The organism is Variovorax paradoxus (assembly GCF_030811855.1).
GTDB classification, from domain to species: Bacteria; Pseudomonadota; Gammaproteobacteria; order Burkholderiales; family Burkholderiaceae_C; genus Variovorax; species Variovorax paradoxus_L.
In genome coordinates this window covers 26379-48550 of record NZ_JAUSRN010000025.1, presented here as the reverse complement: position 1 = coordinate 48550, position 22172 = coordinate 26379, and the positions used below count along the sequence as shown (strand labels likewise).

Here is a 22172-nt window from a genome sequence, read left to right as displayed (position 1 = left end):
GCAGACAGTAGGGTCGCCTTTTCTTTGCTTACTTTCTTTTGGCGAAGCAAAAGAAAGTAAGTCCGCCGCCGGGCGGATATCCCGGCCTCGGGAAACAAACAGCGCGCAGCGTCAAAGAAGCTACGCCACCTCAAAGAGAGAACAAGAGTCAGCCAGCCTGCCGCTCGACCAAGTCATCATCGATATGCGGATCAGCCGGCTGCCCCCGCACCCTGCGCACCGTACGCCGAATCCAGTGCTCGATGTCGTCTACATAAGTGAACACAGCCGGCACCACCAGCAGACTCAGCACGGTCGACGTGATCAGCCCGCCAATCACCGCCATCGCCATCGGCGACCGGAAGCTCGAATCAGCCGCGCCAAGGCCCACGGCAATCGGCAGCATGCCCGCACCCATGGCCAGCGTGGTCATGATGATGGGCCGGGCGCGCTTGTGGCAGGCATCGCGCAGGGCCTCCCAGCGGGTCATGCCGTGGTCGCGGCGCGCCACGATTGCGTACTCCACCAGCAGGATCGAGTTCTTGGTGGCAACGCCCATCAGCATGATCAACCCGATCAGCGACGGCATCGACAGCGCCTTCTGTCCAATGAGCAGGCCCACGAAGGCGCCGCCAAGCGCCAGCGGCAGCGCGCAAAGAATCGTCACCGGATGCAGGAAGTCCTTGAACAGCAGCACCAGCACGATGTAGATGCACAGCACGCCCGTGAGCATCGCAAGGCCGAAGCTCGCGAACAGCTCGGTCATTACTTCCGCGTCGCCCACTTCGGTCACGCGCACGCCGGGCGGCAGCTTCTGGATCGAGGGCAGCGCCGTCACCGCGGTCTTGGCATCGCCGAGGCCCACGCCCGAAAGCTCGATCTCGAAGTTGACGTTGCGTGAGCGGTCGTAGCGGTCGATCACGGCAGGGCCGCCTTCCATCGTCAATGAAGCCACCTGGCTCAGCATGACGGGGCCGCGCGCGCCGGGCACCGAGAGGCGGCCGAGCAGGTCGAGATTCTGCCGGGCGGAGTCCTCGAGCTTCACCACGATGGGCACCTGCCGCTGTGCAAGATTGAGCTTGGCCAATGCCTGGTCGTAGTCGCCGAGCGTGGCCACGCGCAGCGTCTCGGCGATGGCCGAACTGGTCACGCCCAGGTCGGCGGCGCGTGCGAAGTCGGGGCGCACGGCAATCTCGGGGCGCACGAGGCTCGCGGTCGAGGTGATGTTGCCGAGGCCGGGAACCGTGCGCAAATCTTTCTCGACCGCGCTGGCCGCGCTGGCGAGCGCGGCAGGGTCTTCGCCGGTGAGCGCGAGGATGTATTTTTCCCCCGAGCCGCCAAGGCCCACGGTGCTGCGCATGCCAGGCAGGGTTTCAAGTGCTGTGCGAATCTGGTTTTCGATTACCTGCTTGCGCGGGCGGTCGCCGCGCTCGTCGAGCTTGATGGTGAGCGTGGCCTTGCGGGTTTCGGGTGTTCCGAAATTGGCGAACGGATCGCCGCCCGCGCTGCCGCCCGCCACGGTGGTGTAAACGCTTTTCACGTGCTTGATCTGCATCACGCGGCGCCGCGTTTCTTCAGCAGCAGCCGTGGTCTGCGCGAGCGTGGACCCCGGCGCGAGCGACAGGTAGATCTGTGTCTGCGAGTTGTCGTCCGGCGGAATGAAGCCGGTCTTCAGCAGGGGGATCATCGCGAGCGAACCGAAGAAGAAGAGGGTGGCCAGCACCATTGTCTTGAAGCGATGGTGCGTGCTCCATTCCACCGCGCGCATGTAGGCCGTGAGCCAGCGCGGCTCCTTTTCGGCGCCGACCACCGGCTTCAGGATGTAGGCCGCCATCATGGGCGTAAGCACCCGCGCCACCACCAGCGACGCGAACACCGCCAGCGAGGCCGTCCATCCGAACTGCTTGAAGAACTTGCCGGCGATGCCGCTCATGAAGGCCGTGGGCAGGAAGACCGCAATCAGCGTGAAAGTGGTGGCGATCACCGCCAGTCCGATTTCGTCGGCCGCCTCCATGGCCGCCTCGTAAGGCGACTTGCCCATGCGCAGGTGGCGCACGATGTTTTCCACCTCCACGATGGCGTCGTCCACCAATATGCCCACCACCAGGGAGAGCGCGAGCAGCGAGATCACGTTGACCGAGAAGCCCAGCAGGTGCATGCCGATGAAGGCCGGAATCACGGACATGGGCAGTGCCACGGCCGAAACGAAAGTGGCGCGCCAGTCGCGCAGGAATAGCCACACCACGATCACCGCCAAAATCGCGCCCTCATACAGCAGGTGCAGCGAGCCGTCGTACTCCTCTTCCACCGGGTCGACGAAGTTGAAGGCTTCTGTCAGCTCGATGTCGGGCCGCTGCACGCGCAGGTCGGCCAGCGCCTTCTGGATGGCGCGGCCCACCTCCACCTCGCTGGCGCCGCGGCTGCGGGCCACTTCGAAGCCGACCACGGGCTTTCCGTTGAGCAGCGCCGCGGCGCGCGGTTCGGCGATGGTGTCGCTGATGCGCGCCACCTGGTCGAGCCGCACGCGCCGGCCATCGGAGAGCGCAATCTGCATGTCGGCAAGCTGGTCGGCCGACTGCACGGTGGCCATGGTGCGCACCGGCTGCTCGCTGCCGCCCAGGTCGATGCGGCCACCGGCGCTTTCGGTCTGCACCTGGCGCAGCTGGCGCGAAATGTCGGCCGCCGAGGCGCCCAGCGCCTGCAGCTTGGCCGGATCGAGGTCGACATGCACCTGGCGTGTGACGCCTCCCACACGGTTCACCGCACCCACGCCCGGAAGTGCGAGCAGTTTCTTGGTGATGTCGTTGTCCACGTACCAGCTCAGCGCCTCGATGTCCATGCGCGCCGAGGCTATGGTGAAAGCCAACACCGGCTGGGCCGCGAAGTCCAGCTTGGTGACCACCGGGTCGCGCACGTCGGCCGGCAGGTCGGCGCGCACGCGCTGCACCGCGGAGCGCACGTCGTCCACGGCTTCCTGCACCGGCTTTTCGAGACGGAACTCGACGATCAGCGTGGCGGCGCCGTCCTGCACCTTGGTGGTGATGTGCTTCAGGCCCTGCACCGTGGCAATGGAGTTCTCGAGCTTGCGCGCGACGTCGGTCTCCAGCTGCGAAGGCGCGGCCCCCGGCAGCGCCGCCGAGACGGTCACGGTCGGCAGGTCGATGTCCGGAAAGTTCTGCACCTTCATCGCGTTGAACGACAGCAGCCCGCCGAAGGTGAGCAGCACGAACAGCATCACCGCCGGAATCGGGTTGCGGATGGACCATGCGGAAACGTTCATGGGCGTGCCTTCGTTTCAGTCGGGGCAGCGGGTTGCGCACCCGCGGCCGCCGGCGCGGTCGCCGCGACGACGCGCACCAGGTCGCCGTCGTTCAGGAAGCCAGCGCCCTGCACCACGATCTGCGCGCCTTCGGGCAGCGCGCTGGTGATCTCGACGCGCTCACCTACGCGGCGGCCGGTCTGCACCTTGAGCTGCGCCACGCGGTTGTCGGGCAGCAGCATGAAGACGTTGTTGAAGCCGTCGCGCGGAACGATGGAGGTCTGCGGCACGGTCGGCGCGGAACTGTGGCCGAGCTCGAAGTCGCCGCGCGCGAACATGCCGGCCTTGATGCCGGTGTTCTGCTGCACGTTCGGCAGGTCGACGTAGACCAGCGCCGCACGCGTTTGCGGATCGACCGTGGGCGCGATGCTGCGCACCTTGCCGCGCACCTGCGCGCCGCTGGCGCTGACCACGAAGGCCGTGGTGTCCACCGCGATGCGGCTGAGCTCGGCCGAGGTGACCTCGGCGCGCCATTCGAGTCGGCCTTGGCGGATTAGCCGGAACAGCTCGGTGCCGGAGGCCACCACGCTGCCGACCGTGGCGGTGCGCGATGAGATCACGCCGTCGTCGGGGGCCAGCACCTGCGTGTTGCGCCCGCGAACCTGCTGCGCGGCGAGCACGGCTTCGGCGGCCTCGACGCGTGCCTTGGCGGTCTGCTCGGCGGTCTGGTACTGGTTGATCTGCTGCTGGCTCAGCGCGCCGGTGGCCTGCAGCGTGCGGGCGCGCGCCGCGTTGCCGGCTGCGTCGGCGGCGGTGGCCCTGGCTTCGGCGAGCGAGGCACGCGATTGCGCGATGTCTGCTTGCACGGTCTCGGGCGAGAAGACGGCGAGCACCTGACCCTTCTTGACCACGTCGCCCACGTTCACGCGCACTTCGGCGAGCCGGAGCCCGGTGGACTCGGAGCCCACGATGGCCTCCTGCCAGGCGGCCACGTTGCCGTTGGCCGCAAGGGTCTGCGTGAGCTCGGTGAGTTCGGGCTTGGCGACCGTGACCGTCAACGTCGGCCGAGCAGCCGGGGCACCCGCCTTGTCCTTGGCGGCCGCCGCCGGGGTGCCGGGCTCGCTCGCTGGCTTGCGTGTCAGCCACACGACCGCCGCAATGACGATGACGAGCGCCAGCAGCGCGATGGCGAGGGTGGAGCGTTTGATATTTTTCATGGCGACGTCGCGACCTTGGTGGCCGGGTTGGAAGTCATCGGGGTCGATTCGGCACGGGTCCAGCCACCGCCCATCGAGCGGTAGAGCGCAACCCAGGCTTGGGCCCGTTCGCGCTGCAGCGAGACGCGCGCGGTTTGCGCGGCAAAGAGCGTGCGGCGCGAATCCTCGAGTTCGAACAAGCTGGCCAATCCGCTCTGGTAGCGGGCCTGTGTGGCGTCGAACGAGGCCTGGTAGTTCTTCACCGCCGAATCGGCATCGGTGGCGCGCGCATCGGTGGCGTCGAGGTTGACCAGCGCTTCTTCGACCTCGCGCACCGCCTGCCGCACGTTCGCGCGGTAGAGCGACACGGCTTCGGTGTAGCGCGCCTTGGCCGCATCGCTGTTGGCCGCGCGTGCACCGCCGTCGAGCAGCGGGACGGTGAGCGACACCGGGCCAATCGACCAGGTGTCGAGCGACGCCCGAAAGCCGCTGGTGCGGATCTGCATGCGGCCAATGGAGCCCGAGATGCTGAGCTTGGGATAGCGCTCCGCTTCCGCGGAGCCCACGTCGGCGCTGGCGGATGCCACGCCGAGTTCGGCCGCATATACGTCGGGCCGCTGCGAGATGGCCTCGGCCGGCACGCTGGCGATGCTGCCGACCACGGGCAGTGCACGCTGCGCGGGCGAAGACGCCAGCTTCTCTTCGAGCGTGGGCTCGTCGATGCCGCTGAGCGCCACAAGTGCCTTGCGCTGCACCGCGCACTGGGCGCGCTGCTGCGTGAGGCGGCCCGAGGCGTCCGAGGCGCTGGCGCGCGCGAGCGCGGCGTCGGCCGGTGCGGTGAAACCGGCGCGTGCGGAAAGGTCGGTGAGGCGCGCGGTTTCGCCGCGCGATTTCGCATCCGATTCGGCCACGCGCAGCTGCTGCTGGCAGGCGCGCTCGGCGAAGTACGCATTGGCCGTTTCTGCCGCGACGGCCACGCGCGCGTCATGCCATTTGGCGGTTGCGCTGCTCAGCTTCTGCTCAGCCGAATCGCGGTCGGCGCGCAGGCGTCCGAAGAGGTCGATTTCCCACTTGGACTGCAGGCCGGCCTGCAGCGTGGTCACCGGCGCGATGGCGCTGGTGGACGAGGAGGCCGTCGTGCCGCCCGCGCCGAACGAGGAGCCCGAGACACCGCGGCTGGCCGACAGCGTGCCGTCCAGATTGGGCAGCAGCGCGGCGCCGGCCTGCACGCGCGTGGAGCGCGCCTCGGCCACGCGCGCTGCGGCGCTCGCGAGGTTGGGGCTTGCGGCTTCGGCCGCGGCAATCAGTTCAACCAGCAGCGGGTCGTCGAGCTGGCGCCACCAGTCGGCCAGCGACGCCACCGAGCCGCCGTGAGGCAGCGGTGCATGCCACTGCGCGGGGAAGGGCGCCTCCACCGTGGCCGGCGGGCGCGTCAGGCCGCAGCCAGCAAGGCCGATACCAAGCGGCAGGCACACGGCGGCAATCCATCGGAGTCGTCTCATATCTTCTTTCTCCCGGAACGGGCAGCAGGTACGGCCGTGGGCTTGGCAATAGCTTTGCGGCGCAGTACTTCCGCCTCGACCAGCGCGACGGCATAGCCCGTGAGGCGCTGCGCCCAGGTGTCCACGTTTTTGGGTGTGTTCAGCAAAGACGGGCGTATGGCGTCGACGAGATCCTGGCTCACGAAAAGCTGCACCGCGAGCCCGGTGATGGCGAAGGTCAGGCGATGCACGTCGTCGTCGGGCCGCGCAAGACCCAGGCGGCGGCACAGCACGCCTGCGATGGCGATGTGCGGTGCCTTGATGTCGCGCTCGAATTCCTTGGCCCACTGGCTGGTCGGCTCGAGCATCTCGCGCATGTGCAACTGGATGCATTGCCGCACGATCTCGCCCTGCTTGAGCGGTTCGACCATGCGCGTGAAGAAGATGCGCAGCGCCTCTTCCATCGGCAGATCGGGCGCGTCGTACAGCGAAACGAAGTCTCCGGCATTGCCGCCCATCGGCTCGCCGAAGGTGGCGGCATACAAACCGGCCTTGTCGCCGAAGTAGTAGCTGATGGCCGAGATGTTGACGTCCGCCGCGCGTGCAATCTCGCGGGTCGAGGTCTTGGCGTAGCCGTTGGCGGCAAAGAGCGCAAGGGCGGCATAGAGGAGGCGCTGGCGCGCTTCGACGCCGTCGCTGCGCGGCGCGCGGGCGGAAATGGCTTGGAGGGCTGGGGCGCTCATGCCGGCGATTAGACCATTGTGGGCAATCAAACGATTGATTTACTTATGCCCGCATGAGGGCTTTCTTCTCACAGTTTGGTCAATGCGCATTCTGAGCATTTTCCAAAGGGGCATTGATGCTCGATTCGCAGGCGATTGATGCGCGCTACGATCCGCCCATGTCCGCTGTTCCGCCCGTTTCCGCACCGCCCGCTTTGCCAGCTCTGCCCCTGGATGCCGACGGCATCCTTGCCCTGGCGGCGCGATCGATGTTCCATCTGTTCTCGAGCATCAGCCAGGGCATGTTCCTGGTCGATCGCAGCGGGCGCATCGTGTGGGTGAACGAAGGCTACCGGCGCTTTTTGCCGGCGCTGGGCTTCTCGTCGATCGACGAGTTCATGGGCCACATGGTCGAGGACGTCATTCCCAACACGCAGATGCGGCGCGTGCTCGAAACCGGCGAGCCGATCCTCGTCGACCTGCTCACCAACAAGGCGGGTACTTTCGTTGTCAGCCGCATTCCGCTGCGTGCCGAAAGCGATGGGCGCGAGGGCAGGGCGGGAGAGGTCATCGGCGCCATCGGCATCGTGCTGTTCGACCAGCCCGAAACCACGCTGCAGCCACTCATCAGCAAGTTCGCGTTATTGCAGCGCGACCTCGACGACGCACGGCGCGAACTGGCGAGCCAGCGCAACAACCCGCTCTACCAGCATGCGGCCGACGGGCAGCGGCGCTCCAAGTACACCTTTGCCAGCTTCATCGGCAGCAGCCCCGCGGCGGTGGAGGTGAAGCGTCATGCGCGCCGCGCCGCGCAGTCCACGAGCCCGGTGTTGCTGCTCGGCGAAACCGGCACCGGCAAGGAGTTGCTCGCGCATGCGATTCACGCATCGTCGGCACGTGCCAAAGGGCTGTTCGTCAGCGTCAACATCGCGGCCGTGCCCGACACGTTGCTGGAGGCCGAATTCTTCGGCTTCGCGCCGGGTGCCTTCACCGGCGCCGACCGCCGCGGCCGCGAGGGCAAATTCAAGCTGGCCGACGGCGGCAGCCTCTTCCTCGACGAGATCGGCGACATGCCGCTCGGCCTGCAGGCCAAGCTGTTGCGCGCGCTGCAAGAGGGCGAGATCGAGCCGCTCGGCTCGAACAAGCTGGTGCCCTTCGATGCGCGCGTGATCGCCGCCACGTCGCGCGACCTGCCCGAGCTGGTGCGGCGCGGCCAGTTCCGCGAAGACCTGTACTACCGCCTCAACGTGCTGCCGCTGCGCGTGCCGCCGCTGCGCGAGCGCCGCAGCGACATCCCGGCTCTGGTCGAGGCATTGGGCGAGGACATGGCGCTGCGCAGCGGTGAGGCACCGCCCGAGCTCACGCCCGATGCGCTGGCGCTGTTGGCCGGCCAGCACTGGCGCGGCAACATCCGCGAGCTGCGCAATGTGCTGGAGCAAGTGACCATGCGCAGCGACTCGCAGCGCATCGACGCGGCGCAGCTCGAACGCATCCTGCGCGAGGCCGGCCTAGAGCAGATCGAACTGCCCGATGCGTCGCACGCGGCCGGAGGTGAAGATGGCAACCTGCTGCGTCCGCTGGCGCAACAGATTGCGGAGCTGGAGCGCAAGGCAATTGCCGCCGCGCTCGCGGCCACGGGCAACAACAAGCTGGCCACGTCGAGACTACTTGGCATTTCGCGCGCCACCTTGTACGAGCGGATGACCAGTCAGGGTCTTTGACCGGACCTCGTCGAGCGGGCAGGCGCACTCTCGAAAACCCTGACTGAAAAACAAGCATCTGCCTGAAAAAAACACACAAAAAGTGTTCTAAGTTCAGTCGATGTGGGCTTCTTCCCAATGAAGAACCCTTTGTTATCAACATGTTAAGGCGTGGCACGAACTGTGCAATATTCAGTCACCTTTACAGGAGACAAAGAATGAACCGTCGCCACCTCGTAGCCCTGGCCGCACTCGCCTGCTGCGCCGCCGCAGCCCCCGCATGGGCCCAGTCCAACGAAATCCGCATTGCGCACATCTACAGCAAGACCGGTCCGCTCGAGGCCTATGGCAAGCAGACGCAGACCGGTTTCACCATGGGCCTGGACTACGCCACCGGCGGCACGATGACGGTCAACGGCAAGAAGCTCGTGGTCATCGAGAAGGATGACCAGGGCAAGCCCGATCTGGGCAAGTCTCTGTTGGCTGCCGCGTATTCCGACGACAAGGCCGCGCTTGCGGTGGGCCCTACGGCTTCGGGCGTGGCGCTGGCCATGCTGCCGGTGGCCGAGGAATACAAGAAGATCCTGATCGTCGAGCCGGCGGTCGCCGATTCGATCACCGGCGACAAGTGGAACAAGTACATCTTCCGCACCGGCCGCAATTCGAGCCAGGACGCGATCTCCAACGCCGTGGCCATCGACAAGCCGGGCGTGACCGTGGCCACGCTTGCGCAGGACAACGCCTTCGGCCGTGACGGCGTGAAGGCCTTCGGCGCCGCGCTCAAGAAGGCGAAGCTGGTGCACGAGGAATACCTGCCGCCCGCCACCACCGACTTCACGGCCGGCGCGCAGCGCCTGATCGACAAGCTCAAGGACCAGCCGGGCCGCAAGATCATCTGGATCGTCTGGGCCGGCGCGGGCAATCCGTTCAAGATCGTCGACCTGGACCTGAAGCGCTACAACATCGAGATCGCGACGGGCGGCAACATCCTGCCGGCCATGGCCGCCTACAAGAACCTGCCGGGCATGGAAGGGGCGGCGTACTACTACTTCGGCATCCCGAAGAATCCCGTGAACGAAGCCCTCGTCGCGGCGCATTACAAGGAATACAAGACGCCGCCGGACTTCTTCACGGCCGGCGGTTTCTCGGCCGCGATGGCGGTGGTCACGGCGCTCAAGAAGACCGGCGGCGACACCAGCACCAACAAGCTCATCACCGCCATGGAAGGCATGAGCTTCGACACGCCCAAGGGCAAGATGACCTTCCGCAAGGAAGACCACCAGGCGATGCAGTCGATGTACCACTTCAAGATCAAGAACGACCCGGCCTTTGCATGGGGCGTGCCGGAGCTGGTGCGCGAGATCAAGCCAGAAGAGATGGACATCCCGATCAAAAACAAACGCTGATCGGCACCCCGATACCGCGGTCCTGAGGCCGCATCCCTTTCGCCTGGCATGGCCGCCGGGCGAAGCGCCAGCCTGCGCCTTCGTGGCGGACGTGGCGGCGCAACCAATGGCCCATTCGTCAGCAATCAAGCAAGCGTTCGACGCGCCTGCAACCAAGGAGACAGCGATGGCAGCGATGCGAGGGAACTGGAAGGGATTGGCCGCGGCTGCGGCAATGGCGTTTGGCGTGTATGCCTGCACGGCCACTGCGGCGGTGCCGCTGCCGTCGCTGGGCGCAAACCCGGGGGAGGTGAGCGTGTCGGGCCTCTCGGCGGGCGGCTTCATGGCCGTGCAGTTGCACGTGGCCTATTCGGCCACCTTCAAGCGCGGTGCCGGTGTGGTGGCCGGCGGGCCGTATTACTGCGCGGAGGGCTCGGTGGTCAATGCCACCGGCCGCTGCATGGCGCACAGCACCAGCATCCCGGTTTCGACGCTCGTGAGCACCACCAACAGCTGGGCGGCGAGTGGCGCGATCGACCCGGTGTCGCACATGACGGGCTCCAAGCTGTACCTGTTTTCTGGCACCTCGGACAACACCGTCAAACAGGCGGTGATGGACGACCTGAAGACTTACTACCAGAACTTCGTGCCCGCGGCCAACACGGTCTACAAGAACAACATCGGGGCCGGCCACGCGATGGTCACCGATGACTTCGGCGCCGCTTGCAGCACCACTGCTGCGCCCTACATCAACAACTGTGGCTTCGACCTTGCGGGCGAGATCCTGCAGCATCTCTACGGCCCGTTGAACCCGCGCAACAACGGCACGCTGAGCGGCACGTTCACGGAGTTCAACCAGTCGGAGTTCATCTCCGGCCACGGGGTGGCAGCCACCGGCTGGATCTACGTGCCGCAGGCCTGCACCACCGCCTCGTGCCGCGTGCACATGGTGCTGCACGGCTGCAAGCAGAACTACACCGACGTAGGCGATCAATACGTGCGCAAGACCGGCTACAACCGCTGGGCCGACACCAACAACATCGTGCTGATCTATCCGCAGACCAGCACGGCGGCCACCAACAGCTGCTGGGACTGGTGGGGCTACGACAACGCGAACTATGCGAAGAAGTCGGGCCCGCAGATGGCAGCGCTCAAGGCCATGGTCGATCGCGTGACCGGCTCCGGCGGCGGCTCGGCACTGCCGGCGCCCACCGGCGTGGGCACATCCGGCGCAACCAGCAGCAGCATGGTGATCGGATGGAACGGCGTCTCCGGCGCCAGTGGCTACAACGTCTATCGCGGCGGCAGCCAGGTCAACGCCGCGCCGGTGTCCGGCACCAGCTACACCGACAGCGGTCTGGCCGCGTCGACCACCTACAGCTGGACCGTGGCGGCATTGGACGCCAGCAACGCGCAGGGCGCGATGTCGGCCGCGGCCACGGGCACCACGCTTGCCGGAAGCGGTGGCGGCGGCACCTGCTACACCGCCAGCAACTACGCGCACACCGTGGCAGGGCGTGCCTACGCGCTATGGGGCCTTACCTATGCGTACGGCTCCGGGCAATCGATGGGACTGTGGAACATCTACGTCACCACCACGCTGAAGCAGACCGGCCCGAACTACTACGTGATCGGCAGCTGTTGAGCGCCGATCTACACCGACTTTCATTTGCAATGACCAACGATGCTTGAGACCCGAGACCTGACCATCCGCTTCGGTGGGCACGTGGCCGTCAACAGCGTGAGCTGCGCCTTCGCGCCGGGCACGCTGACGGCCATCGTCGGCCCCAACGGCGCGGGCAAAACCACGTACTTCAACCTGATCTCGGGTCAGCTCAAGGCGAGCGCGGGCACGGTCTCGCTCGATGGGCAACCGCTCTCGGGCCTGTCGCCGTCGGCGCGCACGCATGCGGGCCTCGGGCGGGCCTTTCAGCTCACGAACCTGTTCCCCAATCTCACGGTGCTGGAGAACGTGCGCCTGGCGGTGCAGGCCACGCGCGAAGGCGCGCATCGGCGCGGGCTCAACCTGTGGAGCATCTGGAGCGACCACAAGGCGCTGACCGAGCGCGCCGACCAGATCCTGGCCGACGTGGCGCTGAAGTCGCGCGAGCACGCGACCGTGGCCAGCCTGCCGCACGGCGACCAGCGCAAGCTGGAGGTGGCGCTCCTGATGGCGCTCGAGCCCAAGGTCTTCATGTTCGACGAACCGACGGCCGGCATGAATGCCGCCGAGGCACCCGTCATCCTCGACCTGATCCGCAAGCTCAAGCAGGACAAGAGCAAGACCATCCTCCTGGTCGAACACAAGATGGACGTGGTGCGCGAACTCGCAGACCGCATCATCGTGCTGCACAACGGCACGCTCGTAGCCGATGGCGAACCGGCCGAGGTGATTGCCTCGCCGGTGGTGCAAGAGGCGTACCTCGGCATCGCGAAGGAGACGGCTGCATGACGATGTATTTCTCCCTCCCCTTCCGGGGGAGGGCGGGGGTGGGGGCAAGCGGCCTTCACACCGCCGAGGCCCTTCAAGCGCCCCTCGCCCCCATCCCAACCTTCCCCCGGAAGGGGAAGGAGCAAGACCGATGACAACCCAGAACCTCCTGACCCTCGAAGGCGTGCACACGCACATCGGGGCGTACCACATCCTTCACGGTGTGGACCTCGCTGTGCCCAAGGGCCAGCTCACCATGCTGCTCGGCCGCAACGGCGCGGGCAAGACGACCACGCTGCGAACCATCATGGGCCTGTGGCATGCGTCGCAGGGCCGGGTGCGCTTTGGTGACAAAGACATCACCGCCATGCACACGCCGCAGATCGCCGAGCTCGGCATCGCCTATGTGCCGGAGAACATGGGCATCTTCTCCGACCTTACGGTGAAGGAGAACATGCTGCTTGCCGCGCGCGGCGCCAAGAACGCTGCGCAGATCGACGACACGCGGCTGAAGTGGATCTTCAGGCTGTTTCCCGCGGTCGAGAAATTCTGGAATCACCCCGCCGGCAAGCTCTCGGGCGGTCAGAAGCAGATGCTCGCGGTGTCGCGCGCCATCGTCGAGCCGCGCGAGCTGCTGCTGATCGACGAGCCCAGCAAGGGCCTTGCGCCGGTGATGATCAACAACATGATCGACGCGTTCGGCGAACTCAAGCGCAGCGGCGTGACGATCTTGCTGGTGGAGCAGAACATCAATTTCGCCCAGCGCTTGGGCGACAACGTCGCGGTGATGGACAACGGCCGCGTGGTGCACAGCGGCAGCATGGCCGCGTTCTCCGCGGATGCGCAATTGCAGCAATCGCTGCTTGGACTGGCTCTATGAAGTATTCGACGTTTTTCTCCCTCCCCCTCTGGGGGAGGGTTGGGGTGGGGGCTCGCGGCCTTCGATACAGCGCGGCGTTGCAAGTGCCGTCAGCCCCCATCCCAGCCTTCCCCCGGAGGGGGAAGGGGCAAGAAAAGGGAGCGCAGCAATGAAGGCACTCGATTTCGACTGGAAGCCGCTGCTTCTCGCCCCCATCCTCGCGCTGGCCGCGCTGCCGCTCACGGGTTCGTTCTCGACCTGGCTCACGCTCACGGTCGCGGGCCTGGCGATGGGCATGATCATCTTCATCATCGCGTCGGGCCTCACGCTGGTGTTCGGCCTCATGGACGTGCTCAACTTCGGCCACGGCGTGTTCATTGCGCTCGGCGCCTTCGTGGCCAGCAGCGTGCTCGGCTTGATGGGCGACTGGACGGGTTCGGGCGAGCTGTGGCGCAACCTCGTCGCCGTTTTCCCGGCCATGCTGGTGGCCATGGCGGTGGCCGGTGCGGTCGGCCTCGCGTTCGAGCGCTTCATCGTGCGGCCCGTGTACGGCCAGCACCTGAAGCAGATCCTCATCACGATGGGCGGCATGATCATCGGCGAGGAGCTCATCAAGGTGATCTGGGGGCCGGCACAGGTGCCGCTGCCGTTGCCTGAAGCCTTGCGCGGTTCGCTGCTGATCGGCGATGCGGCCATCAGCAAGTACCGTCTGCTCGCGGTGGCGGTGGGCATCGTGGTGTTCGGCCTGCTCGCATGGACCCTGAGTCGCACCAAGATCGGCCTCCTGATCCGCGCCGGCGTGCAGGACCGCGAGATGGTCGAGTCGCTCGGCTACCGCATCGGCCGGCTGTTCGTCGGTGTGTTCGTGGTGGGCAGCGCACTGGCCGGCCTGGGCGGCGTGATGTGGGGGCTGTTCCAGCAGAACCTGGTGCCGCAGATGGGCGCGCAGGTCAACGTGCTGATCTTCATCGTGATCATCATAGGCGGGCTCGGCTCGACAGGCGGCGCGCTGATCGGCGCGCTGCTGGTGGGGCTCATGACCAACTACATCGGCTTCCTGCTGCCCACGCTCACGCAGTTCGCGAGCATCCTGCTGATGGTGGCCGTGCTGCTGTGGCGGCCGCAGGGCGTGTACCCGGTTGCCAACCGCTGAGAAAGAAGAAGCCGCCATGTTCCTGAAACGACTTCTCTCCAACGACACGCCGAGGAGCCGCCTGCTGGCGCTGCTGCTGGTGGCGCTTTTCATCGCGCTGGCGTTCGCGCCGTTCATCTTCCCGGGCGTGAAGGCGCTCAGCGTCGCGGCCAAGATCCTGGTGTTCGTGGTGCTGGTCGCAAGCTTCGACCTGCTCTTGGGCTACACCGGCATCGTGAGTTTTGCGCACACGATGTTCTTCGGCATCGGCGCCTACGGCATCGCCATCTCGGCTTCACGGCTTGGGCCCAGCTGGGGCGCGGTCCTGCTGGGGCTCGCGGCGTCGCTCGCGATCTCGCTGGTGCTCTCGTTCGCCATCGGTCTGTTTTCGCTCAGGGTGCGTGCGATCTTCTTCGCGATGATCACGCTGGCGGTGGCTTCGGCGTTTCAGACGCTGGCGTCGCAGCTGTCGGATTTCACGGGCGGCGAAGACGGGCTCACCTTCAAGCTGCCCGAACTGATTTCGCCGAGCTTCGAGTTCTCCGAAGAACCTTTCCTCGGTGTCTCGCTCGATGGCCGGCTGCTGTGCTACTACATGCTCTTCGTGGCGGCGGTGGTGTTGGTGCTCGCGCTGCTGCGTATCGTGAATTCGCCCTTCGGCCGCGTGCTGCAGGCGATCCGCGAGAACGAGTTCCGCGCCGAGGCCATCGGCTACCGCGTGGTGGTGTACCGCACCACGGCGGCCGTGCTGTCGGCCCTGTTCGCCACGCTGGCCGGCGCGATGCTCGCCATATGGCTGCGCTACAACGGGCCCGACACGTCGCTGAGCTTCGAGATCATGATCGACGTGCTGCTGATCGTGGTGATCGGCGGCATGGGCACCATCTACGGCGCGGCCATCGGCGCGGTGCTGTTCGTGCTGGCGCAAAGCTATTTGCAAGATCTGCTGCGCGTGGGCAGCGAGGCCGCGAGCGGGTTGCCGTGGCTTGCGGCGCTGCTGTCGCCCGACAGATGGCTGCTGTGGCTGGGGGTGCTGTTCGTGCTCTCCGTCTATTATTTTCCGACGGGCATCGTCGGCAAGCTGAGGGCGAGGGCTGCACGATGAGCAACGATCTTCCCGTTCCGGTTTCCCGCTACGCCCAGCTCGCGGGCCGCGAAGTCCATTGGCTCGACTGGGGTGCGCCCGATGCGCCGGTGATCATCGCGTGGCATGGCCTTGCGCGCACCTGCCGCGACATGGACGAGCTGGCACAGCACTTTGCCGCGCGCGGCTTCCGCGTGATCTGCCCCGACACCATCGGCCGGGGGCTGAGCCAGTGGAGCCCGGCGCCCGACGAGGAATACCAGCTCTCGTTCTATGCCCGCATGGCGGCTGCGCTGTGCGACGAACTGCGCCTGGGCCGCGTTCATTGGGTCGGCACCTCGATGGGCGGCGCCATCGGCACGGTCTGCGCTTCGGGCCTGTTCGAGCCGCGCATGAGGGCGCGCATTGCGAGCCTCACGCTCAACGACAACGCGCCGCAGCTCGCGCAGGCGGCCATCGAGCGCATCCGCGCATATGCGGGCGAGCCACCCGCATTCGACACGGTTGCGGAACTGGAGCTTTTCTTTCGCACCGTCTACAAGCCCTACGGTTGGCTCAGCGATGCGCAATGGCGCCGCCTGACCGAAAGCTCCACGCGCCGCCTGCCCGACGGCCGCGTGACGCCTCATTACGATCCGGCCATGGTCCGTCAGTTCAGCGCGCACGACAACGACTACCTGATCTGGCCGCACTACGACGTTATCGAGGTGCCGGTGCTGTGCCTGCGCGGCGCCGAGTCGGACCTGGTGCTGCCCGAAATCACGCAGCAAATGCAGCAGAGGGGACCGGGCGCGGCCGGGTTGCTGAAGGTGATTGAAATCCAGGGATGCGGGCACGCGCCCGCGCTGAACGTGCCGGAACAACTGGACCTGGTCGAAGGGTTTATCCGCGCCGCCGGCCGCTAGGCGCGAGTCGGCGAGACAATCGCCGCCGATTCCAACCACAAGGATTTACCCATGGCGCTTTCGCTGTACGACATCTCCGTGCCGGTCTTCTCGCGCGGGCTCGGTCAACTCACCCACGTGCTCGAGAAGAGCCTGGCGCATGCCAAGGCCAACGACATCGATCCGGAGACACTCGTGGATGCGAGGCTCGCACCTGACATGATCACGCTGGCCGGGCAGATCCAGCGTGCGAGCGATGCGTCGAAGCTCGGCGTGGCGCGCATCTCGGGCATCACGGCACCGAGCTTTCCCGACGAGGAAAAGACGTACGACGAACTGCTGGCCCGCATTGCGAAGACGCAGGCGTTTCTTGGCACCGTGGACCGCGCGCTGGTCGACGGCCAGGAAGAACGCCAAGTGACCATCAAGGCGCGCGAAGGCGAAGCGCACTTCACCGCGCAGCGCTACCTGCTGCAGTTCGCACTGCCCAACTTCTTCTTCCACGTGACCACGGCCTACGACGTGCTGCGCCACAAGGGCATGCCCATCGGCAAGATGGACTACTTGGGCAAGTTCTAAGTACTGGCGGGGCGCTGGGTCGGCCAGCCCGCGAGATTGCGTTCGGCAATACCCGCCAGCGCGGTGATCCAGGCCGGGCTGTCGTTCAGGCAAGGGATGTAGCTGAAGGCCTCTCCGCCCGCGTGCATGAAGGCCTCCCGGCCCTCCATCGCAATTTCTTCCAAGGTTTCGAGGCAGTCGGCCGGAAAGCCCGGGCACACCACGTCGACCCGCTTGACGCCGCTCGCGCCGAGTTCACGCAGGGTGGGCTCGGTATAGGGCTCGAGCCATTTGGCGCGGCCGAAGCGCGACTGGAACGTGACGCGGTGCTGCGCGGCCGAAAGCCCGAGGCGCGTGGCCAGCAGGCGCGCGGTTTCGAGGCACTGCGCCTGGTACGGATCGCCGAGCGCGATGTTGCGCGCCGGTATGCCGTGGAAGCTCATCAGCAGCACCTCGCCGCGGCTTTCGCCCTTCCAGTGGCGCTCGATGCTCTGCGCAAGCGCCTCGATATAGGCCGGATCGTCGTGGTACTGGTTGACAAAACGGAACTCCGGAATGCGGCGCTGGCGGCGGCTCCAGTCGTTCACCGCATCGATCACGCTGGCCGTGGTGGTGGCCGAATACTGCGGATAGGCCTGCAGCACCAGCACGCGCGATGCGCCTTCGGTCTGCAGTGCATCGAGCCGCGAAGCGATCGAAGGGCTGGCGTAGCGCATCGCATCGCGCACCGCCACGCGGTGCCCGCGTTCGCCGAGCCAGCCGGCAAGCAGGGTGGCTTGCTTCTGCGTCCACACCTTGAGCGGCGAGCCCTCGGCCATCCATATGCTCGCGTACTTGGCGGCCGACTTGGCGGGCCGCACGCGCAGGATGACGCCGTACAGGATCACGGCCCAGAGCAGCTTCGGAATTTCGACCACGCGCGGATCGCCGAGAAACTCCGCAAGATAAGACCGCACGGCGGGCGTGGTGGGAGCATCGGGCGAGCCAAGGTTGCACCAGAGTACGGCGGTGCGCGCGGCGATGGAACTGTTGTTCCCGTTGTCTTGAGGCATGCGATATTCTCGGGCATGACTTCCGTTTCCACGGCGCTCGCAGGCGCCGAGCCACTCGACATCAAGCGCATCTCCGCGATCTCGCTCGACCTGGACGACACCCTCTGGCCCATCTGGCCGACCATCGAGCGTGCCGAGACCGTGCTGCAGGAATGGCTGCTGCGCGAAGCCCCCAAGACCGCGTCGCTGCTGCTGAACCCGGGCGTGCTGCGCGAGTTGCGCGAAGCCACCGCAAAGGAACGCTCGGACCTGGCGCACGACCTGAGCGCGCTGCGCCGCGAATCCATTCGCACGGCACTGAAGCGTTCGGGCGAAGACCCGGGGCTGGCCGATCCGGCCTTCGATGCCTTCTTTGCCGAACGCCAGCGCGTGACCTTGTACGACGATGCGCTGCCGGCGCTCAAGTGGCTCAGCGAACGATATCCGTTGGTGGCCATTTCAAACGGCAATGCCGACATCCACCTGACCGGCGTGGGCCGCTGGTTTCGCACCGCGTTCAATGCTCGCGCCTTCGGCAGCGGCAAGCCGCATGCGCCGATCTTCCGTGCTGCGGCCGCGTCAATTGGCCTGCTGCCGAAGGACGTGCTGCACGTGGGCGACGACGCGGAGCTCGATGTGGTTGGTGCGCTCAACGCCGGCATGCAGGCCGCCTGGCTGGTGCGCGATGAGCGCCCGTGGGTGCATGGGGCGCGGCCGCAATTGATCGTGCCGAACCTGCACGCGCTGTGCGTGGCGCTCGGCGCTTGAGTTCCCGCTTTACGAGAACACGGGCCGGAAGAAGCTGCGCTCGTAGCTGATGATGCAGCGGGTGTCCTCGGCGTACTTGAAGGCGGCCTGGCACTCGGCATCCTGCATCGAATCGGCGCGGTACTGCTCGTAGGCGGCGAAGCTCGGAAAGCTGAACATCGCGAGCGCCACGTTGTTCGCACCCTCCGAGGGCAGGAAGTAGCCGTGGTGCTGGCCGCCGAACTTCTCGACCAGCGGGATCCAGAGCTTGCCGTAGTGCTCGAATTCCTTGAGCTTGTACGGGTCGACGATGTAGCGCAGGTAGCAGGTGATCATGATTCTTTCCGTGGAGGGGGAGCGGCAGGCGGGCTTCAGTCCAGCTTGAATTGCTCGCGCAGCGCCGCGCAAAAATCGGTGGTGCCGCTGAGCGAGAAGGTCACGGTGTCGAGGTCCGGCGCTTCCCGGGTCTGCTGCAAGTCGAAATCCCATGCCGCTCCGTCTTCCAGGGCGCCTTGCGCATCCGGGAAGGTGGCGTTGGCCCAGGCCAGAACTTCCGCGACTTCGGCCAGCACCTCGCGTGTTTTCGCGGGCGCGGTCGATGCCATGGCGTCGAAGGTGCCGTGGCCTTCGGTGTCTTCGCTGTAATCGAAATCCAGGTAGCGCAGTTCGGTCATGGTGATGTCAATGCGTTTGCCGCGGCCAGTCCGCTCAGGACTGCGCCTTCGAGTGTCGCGGGGTAGGGGCCTTCGGTGTAGTCGCCGCAGGCCTGCAAGCCCGGAGCGATTTTCGTTGCCGGCCGAACGAGCCCGGGGGTGCAGGCAAAGGTGGCGCGCTTCTCGACCACGGTTTGCACGGGCTGCAGCGCGGTTTGGCCCAGCTGGGTTGCGGCTTGTGCCATGGCCTGATGTTCCAACGCCTCTCGCGGAGTTTCGTTCGCGCTGACGACCATGGCCAGCACGCCCTCGGGTCCGCCGAGCTGGCCGCGATCGAACACGAATTGAGCCGGGGCGGTGTCGGGCCGGCTGCGTAGCGCCAGCATCGGTTCCGCCAGCGGCGTGGCGCCGCGCAGATAGACCGTGGCAATGGCCTCGAAGCGCAAGGCCTCGGTGGTTTCGCACCAGTGTTGCGCCGGCAGGCCGGAAGCGCGGACAAGCCGCGCGGCATCCCACGGCGCACAGGCCAGAACCACGCGGTCGAAGCGCTCGCCGTCGACTCGCCATGCAGTGCCGTCCGGCCAGATCGCGTGCACGCGAACGCCGATGCGCAGCGTGGCCTCGTGCCGGGCGAGCCACGACAAGGCGGCATCGGGAAAAAGCCCGCCAAGGTCGACGCGCGGAAGCAGCAGGTCGGCCCCGCCGCTGCCGCTGAAGAGCGCGTCGTGCAGCACCCGCAGGAACACCTCGCCGCTCGACTGATCGACCGGCGTGTTGAGTGCGGAGACGCACAGCGGCTCGATCAGCTCTTCCATCACGCGCGGCGTGAGCCCGGCGCAAAGCGTGGCCACGGTCGTACCCGGGTCGCAGCGAAACCCGCGCAGGCGCCATTGCACCGCGGTGCGAAGCAGCGTGGATTTGTCCCGCCACGACCAGCCGCGCGCCGTGAAAATGCCGGCCAGCAGATCGAGCGGCGCCGGCAGCCGCGGCAGCTTCAGGCCGCCGCCATCGGCAAAACGCAGCGAGAGCGGCAGCCGGAGCAGCGCCTCGTCGACATTCACACCTACCTCGCGCATCAGCTTCAAGGTAGCGGCGTAGGCGCCGATGAGAATGTGCTGCCCGTTGTCCAGCGTCAGCCCATGCATGTGGTCGACGCGCCGCGCGCGCCCGCCCGCCATGTGCGCCGTCTCGAACAGCGTCACGGCATGGCCGAGCCGCGTGGCTTCGACGGCGCAGGCAAGGCCAGCCCAGCCGGCGCCGATGACGGCGGTCTTCAAATGCTCCCCAGCGCCTGGACTTTCCACGCCAGCCAGAACTTGCGCACGGGCGTCAGGCTCACGCGCTGGTTCAGCACCTGGAAGTCGTCGCGCTCGATCTCGCGCAGCAGTGTGCGGTAGATGCTGGCCATCATGAGACCTGGCTTCTGCGCGCGCCGGTCGGCGGCAGGCAGCAGCGCAAGGGCTTCGTCGTACGCCGCGTGCGCACGCTGGGCCTGGAACTTCATGAGCGCGATGAAGCGCTCCGAATGCACGCGGTTCAAAATCTCGTGCGCCTTGACGTCGAACTTCTGCAGCTCGTTCACGGGCAGGTAGATGCGGCCGCGCAGCGCGTCCTCGCCAACGTCGCGAATGATGTTGGTTAGCTGCAGCGCGAGGCCGAGCTTGTGCGCGTAGGCAGTGGTCTGCGGATCGGTCTGGCCGAAGATGCGCGCCGCGACTTCGCCCACCACGCCGGCGACCAAATGGCAGTAGCGCGCGAGGCCGGGAAAGTCCAGGTAGCGGGTCTGGTCGAGGTCCATCTGGCAACCGTCGATCACCTCGTTCAGCTGCCTGGGCTCGATACCGTAGGCGGTGGCATGCGGCACCAGCGCCTGCATCACCGGGTGGCGGGGCGGGCCTGAAAAAGACTGCGCCACCTCGGTGCGCCACCAGGCGAGCTTGGTGGCCGCCACGCCGGGGTCGGTGACCTCGTCGACCACGTCGTCGATCTCGCGGCAGAACGCATAGAACGCCGTGATCGCGGCGCGCCGCGGCTTGGGAAGAAATAGAAAGGCGTAATAGAAACTGCTGCCCGAGGCGGCGGCCTTGTCTTGTACGTATTGCTCGGGAGTCATCGGAGGGGCGCTTTCATGGGCGGCAATTGTCTCCGCATCCGGAGCGCTCGCCAGGCCAGCAAGGGCGCATCGGCCTTGCTGATCTTGGGACGTTGCGAGAAGGTATCGAATCCCAGGTCTTCGATCTTGTCGAGGATGCGCAAGCCGCCCTGGACCACGAAGCGCAGCTCCCACCCAGCGCGGCCCGGCAGGCGGTGGACCAGCGGCGCGCCTTGGGCCATGAGTTCGCGCGCCCAGGCGCTTTCGACCGCGATCAGGTTGATGGCCTCCTGCGGCGGCGGTGCATCGGCCAGCGGCATGAATGCCTTGAAGCTTTCGCGCGCCAGGCCGCGCCGGGCGCAGTCGGCCAGCGGCGGATAGAAGCGGCCGCGGGGCAGGTCCACGCTCGGGTCCTGCCAGAAATTGATGAGTTGCAAAGCGCTGCAGATGGCGTCGCTTTGCGTCAGCGCCTCGGCATCATGCACGCCGTACAGGTGCAGCAGCAGGCGGCCGATCGGGTTGGCGGAGCGGCGGCAATAGTCGAGCAGCTCGGCACGGTCGGCGTAGGTTCCTCCGCCCTGCGTCTTCTCAATGTCCTGCATGAAGGCGCTCAGCAGGTCGGCGAGCAATTCTTCGGGCAGCGAGAACTGCGCGATGCTGTGCGCCAGCGGTCCGAAGACGTACGGCCAGCGCGAGGCGGCCGGCACGCTGCCGCGCGCGGCGGCGCGGAGCTCTTCGCGGAAGGCGCGAAGGTCGGCCAGCCGCTGGTCGGGCGAGGCATCGCCTTCGTCCGCTATGTCGTCCGCGGTGCGCGCGAAATGGTAGATCGCGGCAATCGGCGGTCGCAGATGAGGCGGGCACAGCCAGGAGGCCACTGGAAAATTCTCGTAATGCGCCGGCGGCGCGGCAATGTGGGAAGGTTCAGGCACGCGGCGATTGTCCGCGACACCTGCCGCGCACTATGCTCGCGGCGTCACCT

The 22172-nt window shown here is 66.5% G+C and carries 20 protein-coding genes; 10 read left to right on the top strand and 10 right to left on the bottom strand.

All coding sequences use genetic code 11. The features are described 5' to 3' along the window. Positions 1–148 precede the first annotated feature (148 nt). The 4 genes from J2X92_RS28940 to J2X92_RS28925 are packed head-to-tail and all read right to left on the bottom strand — an operon-like array spanning position 149 to position 6658. A complete protein-coding gene (locus J2X92_RS28940) occupies positions 149–3259 on the bottom strand; it encodes an efflux RND transporter permease subunit (protein ID WP_307581229.1) in 3111 nt (1036 codons plus the stop codon). Beyond that, positions 3256–4455 (bottom strand): efflux RND transporter periplasmic adaptor subunit, encoded by a 1200-nt coding sequence (locus J2X92_RS28935; protein WP_307581227.1) that lies wholly within the window; start codon positions 4453–4455, stop codon positions 3256–3258. Before J2X92_RS28935 ends, J2X92_RS28940 begins: the two co-directional genes overlap by 4 nt. Continuing rightward, a complete protein-coding gene (locus J2X92_RS28930; RefSeq protein WP_307581225.1) occupies positions 4452–5936 on the bottom strand; it encodes an efflux transporter outer membrane subunit in 1485 nt (494 codons plus the stop codon). The genes J2X92_RS28935 and J2X92_RS28930 overlap by 4 nt, the downstream gene beginning before the upstream one ends. Next, positions 5933–6658, bottom strand: a complete 726-nt coding sequence (locus tag J2X92_RS28925; RefSeq protein WP_307581223.1) for a CerR family C-terminal domain-containing protein — start codon at positions 6656–6658, stop codon at positions 5933–5935. The genes J2X92_RS28930 and J2X92_RS28925 overlap by 4 nt, the downstream gene beginning before the upstream one ends. Before the next feature lie 158 nt (positions 6659–6816). Here J2X92_RS28925 and J2X92_RS28920 point away from each other — a divergent pair, with 158 nt between their 5' ends. The 9 genes from J2X92_RS28920 (at position 6817) to J2X92_RS28880 (ending at position 16691) form a co-directional block, all read left to right on the top strand. Then, positions 6817–8358 carry a sigma-54 interaction domain-containing protein gene (locus J2X92_RS28920; RefSeq protein ID WP_307581233.1) on the top strand — a complete coding sequence of 514 codons (1542 nt, stop codon included), beginning with the start codon at positions 6817–6819 and terminating at the stop codon, positions 8356–8358. 197 nt (positions 8359–8555) lie between these two features. After that, entirely contained in the window at positions 8556–9743 is a 1188-nt protein-coding gene (locus J2X92_RS28915; RefSeq protein WP_307581221.1) for a substrate-binding domain-containing protein, read from the top strand. A gap of 166 nt (positions 9744–9909) precedes the next feature. Continuing rightward, positions 9910–11367: an extracellular catalytic domain type 2 short-chain-length polyhydroxyalkanoate depolymerase gene (locus J2X92_RS28910; RefSeq protein WP_307581219.1), complete on the top strand. Its 1458-nt coding sequence runs from the start codon at positions 9910–9912 to the stop codon at positions 11365–11367. A 39-nt stretch (positions 11368–11406) separates the two neighbouring features. Next, positions 11407–12174: an ABC transporter ATP-binding protein gene (locus J2X92_RS28905; RefSeq protein ID WP_307581218.1), complete on the top strand. Its 768-nt coding sequence runs from the start codon at positions 11407–11409 to the stop codon at positions 12172–12174. 130 nt (positions 12175–12304) lie between these two features. After that, positions 12305–13033 carry an ABC transporter ATP-binding protein gene (locus J2X92_RS28900; protein WP_307581216.1) on the top strand — a complete coding sequence of 243 codons (729 nt, stop codon included), beginning with the start codon at positions 12305–12307 and terminating at the stop codon, positions 13031–13033. Between the two features lie 148 nt (positions 13034–13181). Next, complete coding sequence (locus J2X92_RS28895) at positions 13182–14165, top strand: branched-chain amino acid ABC transporter permease (RefSeq protein WP_307581214.1); 984 nt, start codon at positions 13182–13184, stop codon at positions 14163–14165. A gap of 16 nt (positions 14166–14181) precedes the next feature. Continuing rightward, positions 14182–15249: a branched-chain amino acid ABC transporter permease gene (locus J2X92_RS28890; protein ID WP_307581212.1), complete on the top strand. Its 1068-nt coding sequence runs from the start codon at positions 14182–14184 to the stop codon at positions 15247–15249. Continuing rightward, positions 15246–16133 (top strand): alpha/beta fold hydrolase, encoded by an 888-nt coding sequence (locus J2X92_RS28885; RefSeq protein ID WP_307581210.1) that lies wholly within the window; start codon positions 15246–15248, stop codon positions 16131–16133. Before J2X92_RS28890 ends, J2X92_RS28885 begins: the two co-directional genes overlap by 4 nt. 51 nt (positions 16134–16184) lie before the next feature. Then, complete coding sequence (locus tag J2X92_RS28880; RefSeq protein WP_307581208.1) at positions 16185–16691, top strand: DUF1993 domain-containing protein; 507 nt, start codon at positions 16185–16187, stop codon at positions 16689–16691. Here J2X92_RS28880 and hemH read toward each other — a convergent pair. Continuing rightward, positions 16688–17722, bottom strand: coding sequence for a ferrochelatase (gene hemH / locus J2X92_RS28875; protein ID WP_307581206.1), 1035 nt, complete (start codon positions 17720–17722; stop codon positions 16688–16690). The genes J2X92_RS28880 and hemH overlap by 4 nt on opposite strands. Positions 17723–17737: 15 nt before the next feature. Between hemH and J2X92_RS28870 the strand changes: the two genes are divergently transcribed. Then, a complete protein-coding gene (locus J2X92_RS28870; protein WP_307581204.1) occupies positions 17738–18469 on the top strand; it encodes an HAD family hydrolase in 732 nt (243 codons plus the stop codon). Between the two features lie 9 nt (positions 18470–18478). Here J2X92_RS28870 and J2X92_RS28865 read toward each other — a convergent pair whose 3' ends face one another. From J2X92_RS28865 to hpnC, 5 genes are read right to left on the bottom strand one after another with little or no spacing between them, the layout of a single operon-like run. Continuing rightward, positions 18479–18784, bottom strand: coding sequence for an NIPSNAP family protein (locus J2X92_RS28865; RefSeq protein WP_307581202.1), 306 nt, complete (start codon positions 18782–18784; stop codon positions 18479–18481). Between the two features lie 35 nt (positions 18785–18819). Further along, positions 18820–19122: a hypothetical protein gene (locus J2X92_RS28860; protein WP_307581200.1), complete on the bottom strand. Its 303-nt coding sequence runs from the start codon at positions 19120–19122 to the stop codon at positions 18820–18822. Beyond that, positions 19119–20378: a hydroxysqualene dehydroxylase HpnE gene (hpnE, locus tag J2X92_RS28855; protein WP_307581198.1), complete on the bottom strand. Its 1260-nt coding sequence runs from the start codon at positions 20376–20378 to the stop codon at positions 19119–19121. The genes J2X92_RS28860 and hpnE overlap by 4 nt, the downstream gene beginning before the upstream one ends. Further along, positions 20375–21214, bottom strand: coding sequence for a presqualene diphosphate synthase HpnD (gene hpnD / locus J2X92_RS28850; RefSeq protein WP_307581196.1), 840 nt, complete (start codon positions 21212–21214; stop codon positions 20375–20377). Before hpnD ends, hpnE begins: the two co-directional genes overlap by 4 nt. Continuing rightward, entirely contained in the window at positions 21211–22122 is a 912-nt protein-coding gene (hpnC, locus tag J2X92_RS28845) for a squalene synthase HpnC (protein ID WP_373424901.1), read from the bottom strand. The genes hpnD and hpnC overlap by 4 nt, the downstream gene beginning before the upstream one ends. Positions 22123–22172 lie beyond the last annotated feature (50 nt).

What these genes read in the sequence shown, in the direction of transcription:
- J2X92_RS28940 (WP_307581229.1), bottom strand. Translation starts at nt 3,259, where the DNA reads ATGAACGTTTCCGCATGGTCCATCCGCAACCCGATTCCGGCGGTGATG.
- J2X92_RS28935 (WP_307581227.1), bottom strand. Translation starts at nt 4,455, where the DNA reads ATGAAAAATATCAAACGCTCCACCCTCGCCATCGCGCTGCTGGCGCTC.
- J2X92_RS28930 (WP_307581225.1), bottom strand. Translation starts at nt 5,936, where the DNA reads ATGAGACGACTCCGATGGATTGCCGCCGTGTGCCTGCCGCTTGGTATC.
- J2X92_RS28925 (WP_307581223.1), bottom strand. Translation starts at nt 6,658, where the DNA reads ATGAGCGCCCCAGCCCTCCAAGCCATTTCCGCCCGCGCGCCGCGCAGC.
- J2X92_RS28920 (WP_307581233.1), top strand. Translation starts at nt 6,817, where the DNA reads ATGTCCGCTGTTCCGCCCGTTTCCGCACCGCCCGCTTTGCCAGCTCTG.
- J2X92_RS28915 (WP_307581221.1), top strand. Translation starts at nt 8,556, where the DNA reads ATGAACCGTCGCCACCTCGTAGCCCTGGCCGCACTCGCCTGCTGCGCC.
- J2X92_RS28910 (WP_307581219.1), top strand. Translation starts at nt 9,910, where the DNA reads ATGGCAGCGATGCGAGGGAACTGGAAGGGATTGGCCGCGGCTGCGGCA.
- J2X92_RS28905 (WP_307581218.1), top strand. Translation starts at nt 11,407, where the DNA reads ATGCTTGAGACCCGAGACCTGACCATCCGCTTCGGTGGGCACGTGGCC.
- J2X92_RS28900 (WP_307581216.1), top strand. Translation starts at nt 12,305, where the DNA reads ATGACAACCCAGAACCTCCTGACCCTCGAAGGCGTGCACACGCACATC.
- J2X92_RS28895 (WP_307581214.1), top strand. Translation starts at nt 13,182, where the DNA reads ATGAAGGCACTCGATTTCGACTGGAAGCCGCTGCTTCTCGCCCCCATC.
- J2X92_RS28890 (WP_307581212.1), top strand. Translation starts at nt 14,182, where the DNA reads ATGTTCCTGAAACGACTTCTCTCCAACGACACGCCGAGGAGCCGCCTG.
- J2X92_RS28885 (WP_307581210.1), top strand. Translation starts at nt 15,246, where the DNA reads ATGAGCAACGATCTTCCCGTTCCGGTTTCCCGCTACGCCCAGCTCGCG.
- J2X92_RS28880 (WP_307581208.1), top strand. Translation starts at nt 16,185, where the DNA reads ATGGCGCTTTCGCTGTACGACATCTCCGTGCCGGTCTTCTCGCGCGGG.
- hemH (WP_307581206.1), bottom strand. Translation starts at nt 17,722, where the DNA reads ATGCCTCAAGACAACGGGAACAACAGTTCCATCGCCGCGCGCACCGCC.
- J2X92_RS28870 (WP_307581204.1), top strand. Translation starts at nt 17,738, where the DNA reads ATGACTTCCGTTTCCACGGCGCTCGCAGGCGCCGAGCCACTCGACATC.
- J2X92_RS28865 (WP_307581202.1), bottom strand. Translation starts at nt 18,784, where the DNA reads ATGATCACCTGCTACCTGCGCTACATCGTCGACCCGTACAAGCTCAAG.
- J2X92_RS28860 (WP_307581200.1), bottom strand. Translation starts at nt 19,122, where the DNA reads ATGACCGAACTGCGCTACCTGGATTTCGATTACAGCGAAGACACCGAA.
- hpnD (WP_307581196.1), bottom strand. Translation starts at nt 21,214, where the DNA reads ATGACTCCCGAGCAATACGTACAAGACAAGGCCGCCGCCTCGGGCAGC.